Origin of the sequence: Joostella sp. CR20, from assembly GCF_038433465.1 — a bacterium.
Lineage (GTDB): Bacteria > Bacteroidota > Bacteroidia > Flavobacteriales > Flavobacteriaceae > Galbibacter.
In genome coordinates this window covers 141293-157720 of the sequence record NZ_JAESVF010000006.1, presented here as the reverse complement: position 1 = coordinate 157720, position 16428 = coordinate 141293, and the positions used below count along the sequence as shown (strand labels likewise).

The 16428-nt window shown below is 35.4% G+C and carries 13 protein-coding genes; 3 read left to right on the top strand and 10 right to left on the bottom strand.

Translation table 11 applies throughout. The features are described from left to right. Positions 1-24 precede the first annotated feature (24 nt). The 6 genes from JMA43_RS09895 to JMA43_RS09870 form a co-directional block, all read right to left on the bottom strand. Complete coding sequence (locus JMA43_RS09895) at positions 25-1221, bottom strand: glutamate-5-semialdehyde dehydrogenase (RefSeq protein WP_342156365.1); 1197 nt, start codon at positions 1219-1221, stop codon at positions 25-27. Further along, positions 1221-2363 (bottom strand): aspartate aminotransferase family protein, encoded by a 1143-nt coding sequence (locus JMA43_RS09890; RefSeq protein ID WP_342156364.1) that lies wholly within the window; start codon positions 2361-2363, stop codon positions 1221-1223. The genes JMA43_RS09895 and JMA43_RS09890 overlap by 1 nt, the downstream gene beginning before the upstream one ends. A 98-nt stretch (positions 2364-2461) precedes the next feature. After that, a complete protein-coding gene (gene proC, locus JMA43_RS09885) occupies positions 2462-3250 on the bottom strand; it encodes a pyrroline-5-carboxylate reductase (RefSeq protein WP_342156363.1) in 789 nt (262 codons plus the stop codon). A 19-nt stretch (positions 3251-3269) separates the two neighbouring features. Then, positions 3270-4244, bottom strand: coding sequence for an N-acetyl-gamma-glutamyl-phosphate reductase (gene argC, locus JMA43_RS09880; RefSeq protein ID WP_342156362.1), 975 nt, complete (start codon positions 4242-4244; stop codon positions 3270-3272). A 184-nt stretch (positions 4245-4428) separates the two neighbouring features. Further along, on the bottom strand, positions 4429-5610 hold the full coding sequence (gene argG, locus JMA43_RS09875) for an argininosuccinate synthase (RefSeq protein ID WP_342156361.1): 1182 nt from the start codon (positions 5608-5610) through the stop codon (positions 4429-4431). A gap of 62 nt (positions 5611-5672) precedes the next feature. Beyond that, entirely contained in the window at positions 5673-6299 is a 627-nt protein-coding gene (locus JMA43_RS09870; RefSeq protein ID WP_342156360.1) for a GNAT family N-acetyltransferase, read from the bottom strand. 326 nt (positions 6300-6625) lie between these two features. Between JMA43_RS09870 and pabB the strand changes: the two genes are divergently transcribed. The 3 genes from pabB (at position 6626) to tilS (ending at position 10510) form a co-directional block, all read left to right on the top strand. Then, complete coding sequence (gene pabB / locus JMA43_RS09865) at positions 6626-7924, top strand: aminodeoxychorismate synthase component I (protein ID WP_342156359.1); 1299 nt, start codon at positions 6626-6628, stop codon at positions 7922-7924. A 93-nt stretch (positions 7925-8017) separates the two neighbouring features. After that, the gene (locus JMA43_RS09860; protein WP_342156358.1) at positions 8018-8866 is read left to right on the top strand and encodes an alpha/beta hydrolase; all 849 of its coding nucleotides are present in this window, start codon (positions 8018-8020) and stop codon (positions 8864-8866) included. A gap of 327 nt (positions 8867-9193) precedes the next feature. After that, positions 9194-10510 carry a tRNA lysidine(34) synthetase TilS gene (gene tilS / locus JMA43_RS09855; RefSeq protein WP_342156357.1) on the top strand — a complete coding sequence of 439 codons (1317 nt, stop codon included), beginning with the start codon at positions 9194-9196 and terminating at the stop codon, positions 10508-10510. A gap of 76 nt (positions 10511-10586) precedes the next feature. Here the strand turns inward: tilS and pheT are convergent, their stop codons facing one another. The 4 genes from pheT to recG form a co-directional block, all read right to left on the bottom strand. Continuing rightward, a complete protein-coding gene (gene pheT / locus JMA43_RS09850; protein ID WP_342156356.1) occupies positions 10587-13013 on the bottom strand; it encodes a phenylalanine--tRNA ligase subunit beta in 2427 nt (808 codons plus the stop codon). A 136-nt stretch (positions 13014-13149) separates the two neighbouring features. Then, positions 13150-13575, bottom strand: a complete 426-nt coding sequence (locus JMA43_RS09845) for an SRPBCC domain-containing protein (protein WP_342156355.1) — start codon at positions 13573-13575, stop codon at positions 13150-13152. A gap of 55 nt (positions 13576-13630) precedes the next feature. Beyond that, the gene (locus JMA43_RS09840; RefSeq protein ID WP_342156354.1) at positions 13631-14209 is read right to left on the bottom strand and encodes a Crp/Fnr family transcriptional regulator; all 579 of its coding nucleotides are present in this window, start codon (positions 14207-14209) and stop codon (positions 13631-13633) included. 73 nt (positions 14210-14282) lie between these two features. Continuing rightward, on the bottom strand, positions 14283-16385 hold the full coding sequence (gene recG / locus JMA43_RS09835; protein ID WP_342156352.1) for an ATP-dependent DNA helicase RecG: 2103 nt from the start codon (positions 16383-16385) through the stop codon (positions 14283-14285). Positions 16386-16428 lie beyond the last annotated feature (43 nt).

The following is a 16428-nucleotide window of genomic DNA, read 5'->3' as shown; positions in this document are numbered from 1 at the left end:
TACTGTTTTGTGTGCTTAAAACTTTTATCTAATTTGTCCGTCCCCGTGGATGTACCATTTATTGGTTACCAAATGTTCTAAACCAATGGGTCCACGTTGGTGTAATTTGTCTGTACTAATGGCAAGCTCTCCACCAAGTCCTAACTGACCTCCGTCGGTAAAGCGAGTAGAGGCGTTGTGGTATACTGCAGCCGTATCTACATTTGTCATAAATGTATCTGCAACAGCTGTATCTTTAGTGATAATAGAACTAGAGTGGCCTCCAGAATATTTATTAATCTTTTCAATTGCTTTTTCTGCTGAACCGATTACGCCAATTACAATTTTATAATCTAAAAACTCTTGATACCAAATGTTATCGTCTGTAATAGCGGTAACATTATTTAAATGAGACAACTCTTTGTCTACATGAATATCAACTTTAAAAGCTTCCAATTTATCTTGAAGTTTTTTTACAAAATCTTCGTAGTTTGGTAAATTGGTGTCGATAAGCACTTTATCTAAGGCATTACAAGCAGAAATTTTTGCTGTTTTTGCATTGACAATAACTTTAAGTGCTGTATCCAAATCGGCATCTTTATGTACATACACAAAATTGTTTCCTCGACCACTTACAATAACAGGGCAAGAAGCGTTTTCTTTTACAAACTGAATTAAACGCTCTCCACCTCTAGGGACAATAAGGTCTATTGGTTGTGTAGGATTTTTAAGGAATGACTGAGTTTCTTCTCGGTTAAATTGTAAATATTCAACCCAGTTGGTCGTCACTCCGTGTTTTTTCATGGCTTTGTGCCATAAATCAACAATAAATAAATTGGAGTTTAAAGATTCTTTTCCTCCTTTTAATAGTATTTTATTTCCCGATTTAAAGGCAATTCCAGCAGCTTCAACAGTTACATCTGGGCGAGACTCATAAATAATCATGATGGTTCCGAAGGGAGCTGTTTTGTTGTAAACGTCCATTCCGTTATCATGTTTAAAATGAAAACGCTCTTTGCCTAACGGGTCTTCTTGCGAAGCCAATTCTTCTAACGAAGCAATCATGCCATCCACTTTTGCATCGTTAACTTTTAGACGATCTTCCATAGCAAGGTCGTTGCCAGTATAACCGTCGAGATCTTTCTTGTTTTGTTTGATGAGCGCCTCTTTTTCCTCACGGATAAGTGATGCCATCGTTAGTAATACATTATTTCTTTCGGAAATTGTTAGTATTTTATTCATTACAAGTTATGATTTTCTAAAACATCAGATAACGAATTAATAAATGTATCTATATGATGTTTTTGAATCGTTAATGGCGGTAAAATTCTTAATAAGCTCTTATTCGACGAGCCGCCTGTAAATATTTTTTTCTCGTAAATAAGGGCTTTTCTTATTTCTGATACATTATGTTCAAACTCCATACCAAGCATCAATCCTCTACCTTTAAGTTTTTGTAAAGACTTGATATTCTGTGCTTTTTCTATGAAGTAATCAGAAATTGTATTTACATTTTCTATTAACTTTTCATTTTCGATAACCTCTAGTACGGCAAGTGCAGCAGCACATGCCAAGTGGTTACCTCCAAAGGTGGTGCCCAGCATTCCGTATTTTGCTTCAAATCGAGGATGAATTAAAACCCCTCCGATAGGAAACCCATTTCCCATTCCTTTAGCAACTGTAATTATGTCAGGTTCAATTCCATGATGTTGAAAAGCGAAGAATTTTCCGCTTCGTCCATAACCCGATTGAATTTCATCTAAAATTAAAACTGCATTGTGTTTTTTACAGAGTTCTTGAACGCCTTGTAAAAATTCGGTAGTTGGCTCGTCTAAACCGCCAACACCTTGGATGGGTTCGATAATAACCGCACAAACGTCACCGAACGCTAATTCATAATCTAAAGAGTGAAGTTGGTTAAAAGGAAGGAATGTTGTGACGCTGTGCTGATTATTAATAGGCGCATTGATTGCGCTGTTGTCTGTTGCCGCAACCGCAGCAGATGTTCGTCCATGGAATGCATTTTTAAAAGCTATAACTCGCTTCTTATTGGTGTGAAAAGATGCGAGTTTTAATGCATTCTCATTGGCTTCTGCTCCAGAATTACAAAGGAATAAGTTGTATTCTTCGCAATTGGAAAGCCTTCCTAACTTTTCTGCCAATTCCACTTGAAGCGGATTTTGAATGGCATTGGAGTAGAAACCTAATTTGTTTACTTGTTCGGTAATGCGCTCTACATACGTAGGGTGGGCATGACCAATTGATATAACGGCGTGGCCTCCGTAGAGATCTAAATATTCTTCGCCATTAGTATCGTAAACAAAAACGTCTTTCCCTTTTTCGGGAGTAACGTTGTATAATGGATAAACATCAAACAGTTTCATTTATTGTTTTCTAAGTTAATAAATTTGTGTGTTTTGAATAGATATAACATTGTTAATCAGTAGTGTTACAAAAAAAAAGTTATACTATTCAGAACTTGTTAATTAATATTGCTAATTCGTTTGTAAGCAGCCATAACACCTTTAATAACAGCAGAACTTAATCCGTTGTGCTCCATGGCATTTAAACCTTCAATGGTACAACCTTGTGGTGTTGTAACGTTGTCGACTTCAACTTCGGCATGGGTTCCGTCGGCAATTAAAGCAGCGGCACCAATGGCAACTTGCGCTGAAATTTCTTGTGCTTCATGTGGGTGAAAGCCCATTTGTACACCTCCTTGTGTTAAGGCACGTAAAAAACGTAAGAAAAACGCTGTACTACTTGCTCCAAGTACTGTGGCAGCCTGCATAAGGCGCTCTTCAATTACCATTGTTTTCCCAATGGTTCCAAACATTTTTTCTACAAAGTACACATCTTCATGCTCAATATCATCAGCACAGATAAACGACATGGACTGTTGTTTAACTGCAGCGGTGTTTGGCATTGCTCTAATCACTTTATTGTTTGGAACAATTTCGTTGATTTCGCTTATAGAAACTCCTGTTACTGTTGAAATTAATACTTGATCTTCTCTAAGATGATCTTTAATTTCATTTAAAACTACTTTTAATACTCTTGGTTGAATACAAAGGATAACCCATTTGGATTCTGTTACGGCTTTTACGTTGTTGGAAGTAGTGGATACTCCTGCCTTTTTTTTAATAATTTCCAGATTTTCATCTGATTTGTCTGCTACTAAGATGTTTTTTGAATCAAATAAATCGCTGGATGCAATTCCGGTAATGATTGATTTTCCTAGATTTCCTGACCCAATAACGGTAACTTTCATTTGTTTTTTGTTTTTAGTTTTAGAAATAACTTCCTTTTAAATTAAGTCCGTCGCTTTCATTAAAACCGAAAAGTAAGTTCATGTTTTGTACTGCCTGACCAGAGGCACCTTTAATAAGATTATCTATAACACTAGTGATAAGCAGCACGTCTTCGTGCTTGTGAAGATGGATAAAACAATTGTTGGTATTTACAACTTGTTTTAGATGAACTTCCTTTTTCGATACATGAGTGAACGGATCTATAACATAAAAATCTTCGTATAAATTCCAAGTTTCTTCCAAACTATTTTCAAATTTCAAGTAAGATGTTACAAAAATCCCTTTGGTGAAATTCCCCCTTTGTGGGAGCATAAAAATATTTGGTTGGTTGTCTTGGAGACTCACAATACTTTGATTGATCTCTCCTAAATGTTGGTGTGTGAATGGTTTGTACCAAGAAATGTTGTTGTTTCGCCAACTAAAATGTGAAGTTGCAGAAGGCGAAACTCCAGCACCAGTACTCCCCGTTATAGCATTGATATGAATATCTGTTGCTAATAGGTTATTTTTTGCCAATGGAAGTAGAGCAAGCTGAATAGCAGTTGCAAAACACCCTGGATTGGCGATATTTTGAGCATCTTTAATAGCTTCTTTTTGTAACTCGGGTAAACCGTAAACAAAATTTCTACCATTGTACGTAGCGTCTTTTTTCAGTCTGAAATCGTTGCTTAAATCGATTACTTTGGTGTTTGCTGAAAACGTATGCTCGTCTAAAAATGTTTTAGAATTACCGTGTCCAAGACACAAGAAAACGACATCTACTTTTGGATTGATTGCTCCAGAAAACTTTAAATCGGTTGCGCCCAATAAATCTTCATGTGTATCGGTAACTGGTTGCCCAGCACGAGTGGTGCTATACACAAAGTCTATGGTTGCGTGTGGATGATTTATTAAAATTCTGATGAGTTCGCCTCCTGTATATCCCGAACCTCCTATAATTCCTACTTTTATCATTTTTGTTTTTTTATTGTTGAAGAGTTGAATTGTTTAATCGTTTAATTTTTCAATCTTTGAATCACTTAATTTAGACCTCTCGACTTCGCCTGTCTGCCGACAAAGGCAGGCTCGAGGTGACAGCGTTTAATCTTTTAATAATTCAATCATTCAATCATTCAATCTTTAAATTGATAACTATCAACTATTTATTATTAACCGCTTGATGAATTTTTGCAGCGTTGGCACTAATTTTAATAAAGCCTTTAGCTTCATCAGCGCTCCATCCTTTGTTCATTTCGCCGTAACTTCCAAATTTGGCATTCATTAAATCGTGTTCCGATTGAATTCCGTCAACAAAAAATCTATAAGGGTATAAAGTAACCCAAACATCTCCAGTTACATTTTTTTGCGCATCGGTTAAAAAAGCTTCGATGTTTCGCATTACTTCATCCAAATAATTTCCTTCATGCAATAACATTCCGTACCAGTTGGCTAAATAATCTTTGTGTTGTTGTTGCCATTTGGTAAGCACGTGTTTTTCTAAGGTATGGTGTGCTTTAATAATAACAAGTGGCGCCGCTGCTTCAAAACCAACTCTTCCTTTAATCCCGATAATTGTGTCGCCAACATGAATGTCTCTACCTATTGCAAAAGCAGAAGCGATGTTGTTTAGCTTTTCAATAAGGTTAATGGATTTGTCGGTTTCACCATCGATAGCAGTAAGTTCTCCTTTTGTAAAAGTAAGTTTCACTTTCTGGCTCCCCATGTTTTGCAATTTGCTTGGGTAAGCTTCATCTGGTAGCGATAGGTGAGAGGTAAGTGTTTCGTCTCCTCCAACACTTGTTCCCCAAAGTCCTTTATTGATAGAGTATTTTGCTTTTTCCCATTCCATATCAACACCTTTCGACTTCAGAAAATCAATTTCCTCTTGTCTAGAAAGTTTGTTGTCTCTAATTGGGGTAATAATTTCGATTTCTGGTGCCAAAATCTGAAAAATCATATCAAAACGCACTTGGTCGTTTCCTGCGCCAGTACTACCATGCGCGATGTATTTTGCATCGTTTTTCTTGGCAAAATTTACAATTTCGATGGCTTGTACAATTCTTTCAGCACTAACCGATAGCGGATATGTGTTGTTTTTTAATACATTTCCGTAGATAAGGTATTTAACCACTTTATCGTAAAATGTTTGTACAGCATCTAGCGAGGTGTAGGTTTTAGCACCCAAAGCCAACGCTTTTTCTTCGATGTTTTTTATTTCTTCTTTTGTAAATCCTCCTGTGTTAACACTTACAGCGTGTACTTCATATCCGTTTTCAGATAGGTGTTTTGCGCAATATGAGGTATCTAAACCTCCGCTGTATGCTAATACTAATTTTTTCATTTTTTTATTATTTTTCTTCGGAAGTGACTCCGCAGTTTTATGATTTTTTCGTTACTCGAAACTTATTTTTCTTTCTTTAGAAATAACGATTGTTTAATACTTTTTAATCTTGAAAACACTTTAGAATCGTAGGTGCGTTTCTGAGTGATTTTCTTGTTTTTTTCTTTTTCAACAGGGTCGTAAAGCATCCCTGTGCACAAACACATTTTCCCTTCATTTCGAGTTAAAATATCGAAGTTTTTACAGGTTTTACAGCCGTTCCAAAAGCTTGGGTCGTCGGTAAGTTCAGAGAAAGTTACAGGTTCATAACCAAGATCATAATTAATTTTCATTACGGCCAATCCCGTAGTAATACCAAAAATTTTAGCATCAGGAAACTTGTTTCTACTGTGCTCAAAAACTTTTTGTTTAATTTTAGTCGCCAAACCTTGACCTCTAAAATCTGGATGAACAATAAGTCCCGAGTTTGCTACAAACTTTCCATGTCCCCATGTTTCGATGTAACAAAATCCGGCAAACTTGTCGCCATCTAAAGCAATAACCGCATTCCCGTTCTGAATTTTAGTTGTAATGTATTCAGGAGTACGCTTAGCAATACCTGTACCGCGCTGTCTAGCCGATTCATCGATGGTATCGCAAATAGTTTGCGCGTATGGAATGTGTGTATCGTTTGCAATAAGTATTTGCATTCAATTACTGAATTAAAAATTAATAAAATTGGAAAGTGATTTTTTTTCGAGAGGGGAGTTGGACGCACCTAACTCCATAATATCGTAACACCCTTACGGGCGACGACGTGGAAAGCGAACGTGGCGTACAGGAACCATTACATAAGAAGGAGTCGTTGTAATGAACAACGCTCTTATAATGGTTTGTATTTTTTTAATTGCTTTTTGCATTTCGCAAGTATTCGTTCTTTGCTTTTAATATCAATACAATATTAATAATAATAATTAGATTAAAAACCCTATACTTTGTTAAATTTGTAACAACTTTAATTTATACCTATTTTTATATGCGTAGAACTGTTAAACAATTTAATATAACTGATATTGAACTGTTTAAAAAGAAAGTGCTTCGGTGGGCTAATTTTTCAGAAGAAATTGTTTGGCTCGACAGTAATCAACACAAGCAACCATACGGTAGTTTTGAAGCCGTTTTGGCGCTCGATGCTTTTACTTCAATTAAAACAGATTACCACAATGCTTTTAACGATTTAGTTGAATACCAACAGCATACCGCCGATTGGATTTTTGGCTACTTAACCTACGATTTAAAAAACGATACTGAAAACCTAACTTCTAGTAATTACGACGGATTAGTATTTCCAGACTTATTTTTCTTTCAACCGAAACGTTTATTATTGCTGAAAGAAAACGCAGTTGAGTTTCATTATTTAGCCATGATTGATGATGAAATAAACGATGATTACGAGCAAATTATAAATACTGAAGTTGAAGCAATTTTTGCTGAAACAAATTCATCTCCTTTAAAGATAAAGTTGCGTATTCATAAAGATGCGTATCTAGAAAAAATTGAAAAAATGCTGGCTCATATTCATCGAGGCGATATTTATGAAGCTAATTTTTGTCAGGAATTTTATGCTGAAGATGCTACCATTCATCCTATAAAAACGTTTGAAAACTTAAATGCCATTTCAAAACCGCCATTTGCAACCTTTTTAAAGCATCAACACAATTATTTATTATCGGCTTCGCCAGAAAGATATATCCGTAAGGAGGGAACTCAAATTATTTCGCAACCTATAAAAGGAACAGCAAAACGAGCGCAAACACCACAAGAAGATGCTTTGCTTGTAAAAGCTTTAGAAACCGATACCAAAGAGCGCTCAGAAAATGTAATGATTGTAGATTTGGTTCGAAACGATTTGTCGCGCATTGCCGAAAAAGGAAGTGTAAAAGTAGAAGAATTGTGCAAAGTGTACACGTTTATGCAAGTGCATCAAATGATTTCAACCATCAAAGCTGAAGTTTCGCCAACTACCAACCCTGTAGATATTATAAAAGTTGCCTTTCCAATGGGGAGCATGACGGGGGCTCCAAAACTTTCAGCAATGAAAATTATTGAAGCGCTAGAAGAAACCAAACGCGGTTTATATAGCGGAGCAGTGGGGTATTTTAATCCGAATGGAGATTTCGACTTTAATGTAATTATCCGTAGTATATTGTACAATGAAGAAAAGCAATATGTTTCATTTTCTGCGGGGAGTGCCATCACTTCAAAATCAATTCCAGAGAAAGAGTATGAAGAATGTTTGGTAAAAGCAAAAGCCATGCGTGAGGTATTGGAATAATTAGCTTTGTACATAAATTCGATTTTTTTGTAGTATAATTCATTCTATTTTACGATTTTAGAGGGCAACTAACCATTACCCCTTTATCTTTTTATGCAACATCAAGGTTTCGATTTTTATTGCAATAACAAGCGTTTATTTGGTCAATATTGGCACGGACAGCAAACTAAGGCTGTTGTTATTTTGGTTCATGGAATGGGTGAGCACAGCGGTCGCTACACAGGTTCTTTAATTCCAGAATTGGTAGATGCAGGTTATGTGGTGTATAGTTTCGATCATTTCGGACATGGACATTCCGAAGGGAAACGAGGCCATTGCCCAAGTTATAAAGCAGTTTTGAATAGTATTGATGAACTGTGTGAGAAAAAAAATGAAACGTTCCCTGATTTGCCAACATTTCTCTACGGACATAGCATGGGCGGAAATGTAGTTTTAAACTATGTAATGCGCCGAAAACCTCCACAAATAAGAGGGGTAGTAGCTACGAGTCCGTTTTTACGAATGGCTTTCGATCCGCCAGCGTGGAAAATGAGCGCAGGAAAACTTTTTTATTATATTCTTCCGTTTGTTACGATGCCAAGCGGAATAGAGTCGAAGTATATTTCGAGAGACGAACGTGAGATTGAAAAATATGAAGACGATCCTTTGGTGCATAATCGTGTGAGTCCAAATTTTACAATTCCGTTTATAAAAAATGGCGAATGGGTGCTTAATAATGCCAATCAGTTAGAAACTCCCTTGCTTTTGTTGCACGGTACTGGCGATTATATTACGAGTCATTGGGCGAGTAAAGCATTGGCAAAGCAGTCGGATTTAATTACCTTGAAATTGTACAAGGGCGGTTATCACGAACTTCACAACGATTTGGAGCGTGCCGATGTGTTTCAAACAGTTACAGAATGGTTAGATGCACAGTTAGTAAACGAACCTAAGTTAGTTTGATTCGCAAAAGTCATAGCTTATAAACCCATGTATTTTTCTACTTTTGTAGTATGTTAACGTGAGTTAAACCTAAGAGTATTTAATATTTAATAAAAGTTGACCTATTTAAAAAGTATTAAAAATCAAGGAAGCAGTGTTGGGCGAAAGATAAAAAGCTGTTTGAGCGTAGCGAGTTCTTTTTATCTGTGGAGGTTGTTTCCGTAGATTTTCTATACTTTTTGAATCAGTCTTGACTTTTTTGTTTCGTTTTTGTGTCAAGACAAAAATGAAAGCATTATTAAATTATTTAAAACTTCTCTGTGTTGACATTTATATCGAACTGAACTTATGTTAGAAAAATTCAAAAACCATATAGAACAGCATTTTCCAGAATTACTAAATGCTTTCGTAGCCATTGCATCCAGTGGCGGTATCGACAGCATGGTGTTGTTTTATTTGTGTTTTCAGCTAGATTTAAAACTCAGTATTTTACATTGTAATTTTCAATTGAGAGGAGAAGACAGTGATGGCGATGCGTTTTTTTTAGCTGAAAAAATGAAGACGTTACAAATCCCTTTTTACAGTGTAAAGTTTGATACTGAAACTTACGCTAAAACGAATAACCTTTCTACACAACTTGCTGCGCGTGCTTTACGGTACGATTGGTTTGAAGAACAACGAGAACTTTTAAAATTTGACTATTTACTGACGGCGCATCATTTGGATGATAATCTTGAAACTTTTTTAATCAATTTGTCTAGAGGAACAGGAATTGATGGGTTAACAGGAATTCCTGAACGTAACAAATACATTTTACGTCCTTTGTTGCCTTTTTCTAGAGATGAAATTTTACAGTTTGCGCAAACTAATAAAATTGAGTGGCGTGAAGATAAAACCAATGCTGAAACCAAATATTTACGAAACAAATTACGACACGATATTATTCCGAAGTTAAAAGAAATAAATCCTTCTTTTCTTGGGAATTTTCAAAATACACTTCAACATTTAAAAGGTACTGCAGTAGCTTCAAAAAAATACATCGACACATTACGATTAAACACTTTTAATTATGAAAGTGATAAAGTTTGTGTTTCAGTTCCTGAATTGAATAAAATTCAGCAAAAAGAAATGTATTTATACGAGCTTTTTAAGGAATATGGCTTTGAAAATACAGCGGATTTATTGCAGATTCTAAATACTCAAAGTGGAAAACAATTGCTCTCAACAACGCACAGACTTGTAAAAAATAGAGATGAGTTGATTATCACTCCAATAATTGAAAAACAGGAAAATAATGAAGTTTTAATTCCAGAAAATCTTCATGAAATTACATCACCAATTTGCTTGAAATTTTCTGATGTAGCGGAAATAGAAACGCAATTGAGTAATGCAATTTTCGTAGATAAAAAGCAGTTGCAATTTCCGCTGAAATTAAGAAAATGGGAGGAAGGCGACACTTTTTATCCGTTTGGAATGCGTGGGAAGAAAAAGTTAAGCAAGTTTTTTAAGGACGAGAAATATTCGTTGATTGAAAAAGAGAGTCAATGGTTGCTTTGCAATGGAAACGACGAGATTATTTGGGTGGTAGGAAAGCGTGCCGACAACCGTTTTAGAGTTGTAGAAACAACTTCAGAAATAATAAAAATTGAATATTTAGAAGATTAATCTGTAAAAAAAGCTATTAAAAAGCTAGATTTCTCTATGCTTTAAAATAGCTTTTAGTTATTCGGTAAATTATATTTTATCGTAAAGTAGCTCCAAGTTGGTGTTCAAAACTACCTTGAAGTTTCTTCATTACTTTATCGATTTGTTTGTCTGTAAGCGTTTTGTTTTCATCTTGAAGTGTGAAACTTACGGCATACGATTTTTTGCCTTCTGGAAGATTATCACCTTCGTAAACATCGAATAAGTTAACGTCTTTTAAAAGACTCTTTTCGCTGTTTTTAGCAAGGTTGTAAATTTCTTCAAAACTTACTTTTTTATCAATTAAAAGGGCTAAATCTCTTTTTACTTCTGGATATTTAGAAATATCTGAGAACGAAACTTTTTGTTGTTTTGCAAGTTCGATAATTGCATCCCATTCAAAATCGGCATACAATACTTCTTGTTTGATATCGAAGTGTTTTAAAATTTTCTTGTTTACAATTCCGAAGGAAACAAGCGTACGTTTTTTAATTTTATAGTTTAATCCTTCAGAAAAAACATCCGAAGTAACAGGTTCAGATTTTGGAGTTGGTAATCCTAAACGCTCTAAAATAGTATTGATAATTCCTTTTAAGTAGAAAAAGTCGCTTTTTTCGTTTTGAATTTTCCAGCTGTCTGGATATTGGTCTCCAGTAATTAAAAGGCTTAAATGTTTGTTTTCAATTCGTCCGCTTTCGTAATGGTGATAGGTTTTCCCGAATTCAAAAAACTTAAGGTTATTACTTTTGCGGTTGATGTTGTAACTCACAGCTTCTAAACCACTAAATAACATTGATTGACGCATTACCGACAAATCGTTGCTTAATGGATTTAGCATGGTTACATTAAATTCTGCTTTATTATCGGCGCTTAACTCCATATACTTTGGAGTAGTAAGCGAGTTGGCTAAAATTTCGTAAAATCCTAAAGATGCCAATTGGTTTCCAACAACATTTTGCAATTTATGGTCTTCAAACTTAGAAGTGCTCGCAATCGAAGCATTTAATTTTTGCGTAAACTCAATATTGTTATAACCGTACACACGCAAAATTTCTTCAATGACATCTACTTCACGCTTAACATCTACTCGGTACGACGGAATGGTAAGTCCGATTCCTGTTTCAGTAACATTGTTAATTTTGATTTCTAACGAACTTAAAATCGATTTAATAGTGTCGGTAGGGATGTTTTGCCCTATTAAACTATTAACTTTTTCGAAAGTTAAGAATACTTGGAAATCTTCAAATTTCTTCGGATAAAAATCTTCAGCATCACTAGAAATTGTACCACCAGCAACTTCTTTAATTAAAAGTGCCGCTCTTAAAAGTGCGTATTTAGTGTTATTGATGTCAATTCCTCTTTCAAATCTAAAAGAAGCATCGGTATTTAAACCATGTCTTTTTGCTGTTTTTCTAACAGAAACTGGATTGAAGTAAGCACTTTCAATAAACACATTGGTTGTAGCTTCTGTAACTCCAGAATTTTCACCACCAAAAACACCAGCAATACAAAGCGGTTTTTCAGCATCACAAATCATTAAATCGTCTTCGTGAAGTTCTCTTTCTACACCGTCTAAAGTTGTAAACTTTGTACCTTTTTCTAGTGTTTGAACGATAATTTTATTTCCGTTAATCTTGCTTGTATCAAAGGCGTGTAGTGGTTGCCCTAACTCGTGTAACACGTAGTTGGTGACATCTACCACATTATTTTTTGGAGCTAAACCAATAGCTTTAAGTCTGTTTTTTAACCAATCTGGAGATTCTTTAACTTTTACTCCGCTAATGGTAATTCCGCAGTAACGAGGACAAAGTTCTTTGTTTTTCACATCAATCTCCATGCGAAGCGTTCTGTTGTCAACATGAAAACTACTTACCGATGGGGTGATGAGTTCTAGATTGATATCTTTTTGTAATAAACCAGCTTTTAAATCTCTCGCTACCCCGTGATGACTCATAGCGTCTGCACGGTTTGGCGTTAAACCAATTTCAAAAACGGTATCGCTTTCAACTTTAAAAAGTTCAGCGCATGGAGTTCCAGGAGTTAAACTTTCGTCGAGTACCATAATTCCGTCATGACTTTGTCCGAGTCCTAGTTCGTCTTCAGCACAAATCATTCCGAAGGAAACTTCCCCACGAATCTTTCCTTTTTTAATTTCCCAAGCTTCTCCTTTTTCGTCGTAAAGTGTTGTTCCGATAGTGGCAACAGGCACTTTTTGACCTTTAGCAACGTTTGGAGCTCCACAAACAATTTGTAAAGGTTCTCCAGTTCCGATATCAACTTTTGTTAATTTAAGTCGGTCTGCGTTAGGGTGTTGCTCACACTCCAAAACATGTCCTACTACAATTCCTTTTAATCCACCTTTTACCGATTCGAAAGTTTCTTCGCCTTCAACTTCTAACCCTAAGTCGGTTAACAGTTCTGCTGTTTTTTCAGATTTCCAATCAAGTTGAATAAATTGCTTTAACCAGTTGTATGAAATTTTCACGTGCTACTTTTATTTATTTGAGGTGCAAAGATAATAATACACATTATAAATTGAACTTCTCTTCGGTTTTTCTTTTTGCTGAAAAGAGATTTATTTGAAATTGTTTCTAGTTTATTATACTGTTGGCAGAAGCGATTTATTTTTCACTCTGTTTTTTGAGTTCAATATTCATTTTTTCAAATCCTATTTTTGTATTGTTCAAATTGAAGAACCGAACTAAAACGCCTTCAAATATTTCACTTTGTTTGAAGGTTGTCGTTCCGTTTTTGTTGTCAATAAGTTCAAAAGTATGTGTTCCGTCAAAAAGCCCACCAATCATAAATATACCTATCCATTTTAGTTTTTTGTTCGCCTCGTACTCTAAAACGGTTGGTTTGAATGTCATTTTCGAGGAATTTTCAGGCTGAATAACAACTTTAAGTTTTTCGCCAACTTTTAATGTTCCTTCAAAATTTTTGATGAAAGGATTCCAGTTTGGATATTCGTTTTGATTGATTAAAATCTTCCAAACTTTTTCAGGACTAGCATTTATTGTAATTTCTGTTTTGATTTCCTTTGTCATTGTTATAATTTTTTACAAAGGTCGAAAGTTTTAATTTTCAAGCTCTTGACAAAAATCAAGAATTTTCCGCTTGTCGTTTTCTGATACGACTAAGGGTTTCTGGCGACATTCCTAAAATTGAAGCAATATATTGTAACGGAACTTGGTTGAAAATTTCTCTGTTTTGTTCAAAGTATAAATTATACCTTTCTTCGGCACTCAAAGATAAATGCGAAAAAACTCTGTCTTCGAGAATTGCGAAACACTTGGCGATAAACTGCGTTTCTATTTCTTTCCATTTCGGAAGTTGTTTTTTTAATTCCAAATAGCTTTGCTTGTCTATTGTCAGCAACTCTATATTGGTTAAGGCTTGAATTGACAACCGACTTGGTTGGTCAAAAAAGAAGCTTGAGATTTCAGTTGTGAAGTAATTCGGAGTCGAAATCCATTGCGTTATTTCTTTTCCGTCGGAAAGTCTGTAAATTCGTAAAAGCCCCGATTTTACAAGACTCAGTTTCTTACAATAGTTACCAGTTTGTGTGAAAAAGTCGTTTTTGCTTAGCTCTTCTTCATGAAAATAAGACCGAAGAATTTCGATTTCCTCATTTGTTAGCGCTCCAAAATTTGCTTTTATGATTTCGTTAAACTCTTTCATTTTGGTTTTGTCTTTAATATAACCAACACTAAGATATCAGTTAAAATTCAATTTCAGAAAATCAAGGATGAAACTAACTAATATAATTCCAAATATTTTTATGCTTCGCCAATAGTTGATAGGTGTATTTTATGATTTTATTTTTTTCAAGCGAAAGACTCGGGTCTTCTTTTAAAATCCGTATAGCATAATAACGCGCAGTTTTTAAAATATCATTGTCTTTTACAATATCGGCAATTTTTAAATTGAGCACGCCACTTTGTTGTGTCCCCATGATGTCTCCAGGTCCGCGAAGTTTTAAATCGACTTCAGCAATTTCAAATCCGTCGTTGGTGCGAGTCATTGTTTCGAGTCGGGTTTTCGAGTCGTTTGATAATTTATGCCCTGTCATTAAAATACAATAACTCTGCTCGGCACCACGCCCTACACGTCCGCGTAATTGGTGTAATTGTGACAATCCGAAGCGCTCGGCACTTTCAATAATCATCACCGATGCATTTGGCACATTAACCCCCACTTCAATCACTGTTGTGGCAACCATTATTTGAGTTTCGCCTTTTACAAACCTATCCATTTCGTAATCTTTATCGGCAGGTTTCATTTGTCCGTGTACAATAGAAATTTGATAGTTAGGCTGTGGAAATTCTCTTGCAATACTCTCGTAGCCATCCATCAAATCTTTATAATCGAGTTTTTCCGATTCTTGAATAAGCGGATATACCACATACACTTGTCGGCCTTTTGCAATTTCATCTTTTATAAACCGAAAAACCTTGAGGCGGTTGCTATCGTAGCGATGAACTGTTTTAATAGCTTTTCGTCCTGGAGGCAATTCATCAATAACAGAAATATCCAAATCGCCATACAAACTCATTGCTAAAGTCCGCGGAATAGGAGTGGCGGTCATTACTAAAATATGTGGCGGAATATCGTTTTTACGCCATAGTTTAGAGCGTTGCTCTACACCAAATCGGTGTTGCTCGTCGATAATTGCAAGTCCTAAGTTTTTAAAAACTACTTTATCCTCCAAAACGGCATGCGTACCAATTAAAATATGTAAAGTTCCGTTTTCGAGTTGCTCGTGAATTTCTTTACGTTCGGCTGTTTTCGATGAACCTGTAAGCAATTTTACTTCAATATCGAGTGGTTTAACAAGTTCTAAAATTCCGTTGAAATGCTGTTGCGCTAAAATTTCGGTCGGAGCAACCAAACAGGCTTGAAAACCGTTATCAATTGCTAAAAGCATGGTCATTAAAGCCACAATTGTTTTTCCAGAACCCACATCACCTTGGAGTAATCGGTTCATTTGTGCGTTGCTTCCTAAGTCGTTTCGAATTTCTTTTATAACACGTTTTTGTGCATTTGTCAATTCAAAAGGAAGGTGGGAAGCGTAAAATGTATTAAATAAAGTCCCAACTTGGTCAAAATTAAACCCTTTGATTTTACTTTTACGCGTTAGGTTTTTAGAGATAAGTTGTAGTTGAATGTAAAAAAGTTCTTCAAATTTTAAACGGTATTGTGCCTTGGCTAATAACTCCTGACTTTGAGGAAAGTGAATATTAAACAAAGCTTTACTCTTTGAAATCAGTTTTAATTCATCAAGCAATTCTGTAGGGAGTGTATCAAAAAAACGAGCTTTTGTTTCAATAAAAAGTTGTTGCATAATTTTATTAACAACTCTATTGGTAATACCTTTATTTACTAGCTTTTCGGTAGATGGATACACAGGTTGCATTGCAGTACGAAGGTTTTTTTCGTGTTCGTGCAACAACTCCATTTCTGGGTGTGGCATTGAAAAGCCATTATACCAATTGGTGCGACCAAAAATAACGTACGGTTGGTTTAATTTAATACTTTCTCGAATCCATTTGTGGCCTCTAAACCAAACCAATTCCATTTGTCCGGTATCATCTACAAACGTTGCTACGAGGCGCTTTCCGCGCTTTTGCTCAACAGATTTTAGATGTGTAATTTTCCCAACAATTTGCACCTCTGTATTATTGCGTTGCAATTCGTTAATTTTATAATAACGAGTTTTATCGATGTATCTATTTGGGAATAAGTTTACTAAGTCTTGATAGGTGTGAATTCCGAGTTCCTTACGAAGCAAGTCGGCACGATTTGGGCCAACTCCCTTTAAATAATCTATGGGTGTTTGTAAGACATTCGAATTCATAATTACGAAGATAATAGTTAGTTTGATTGTGTGAAAATTGTTT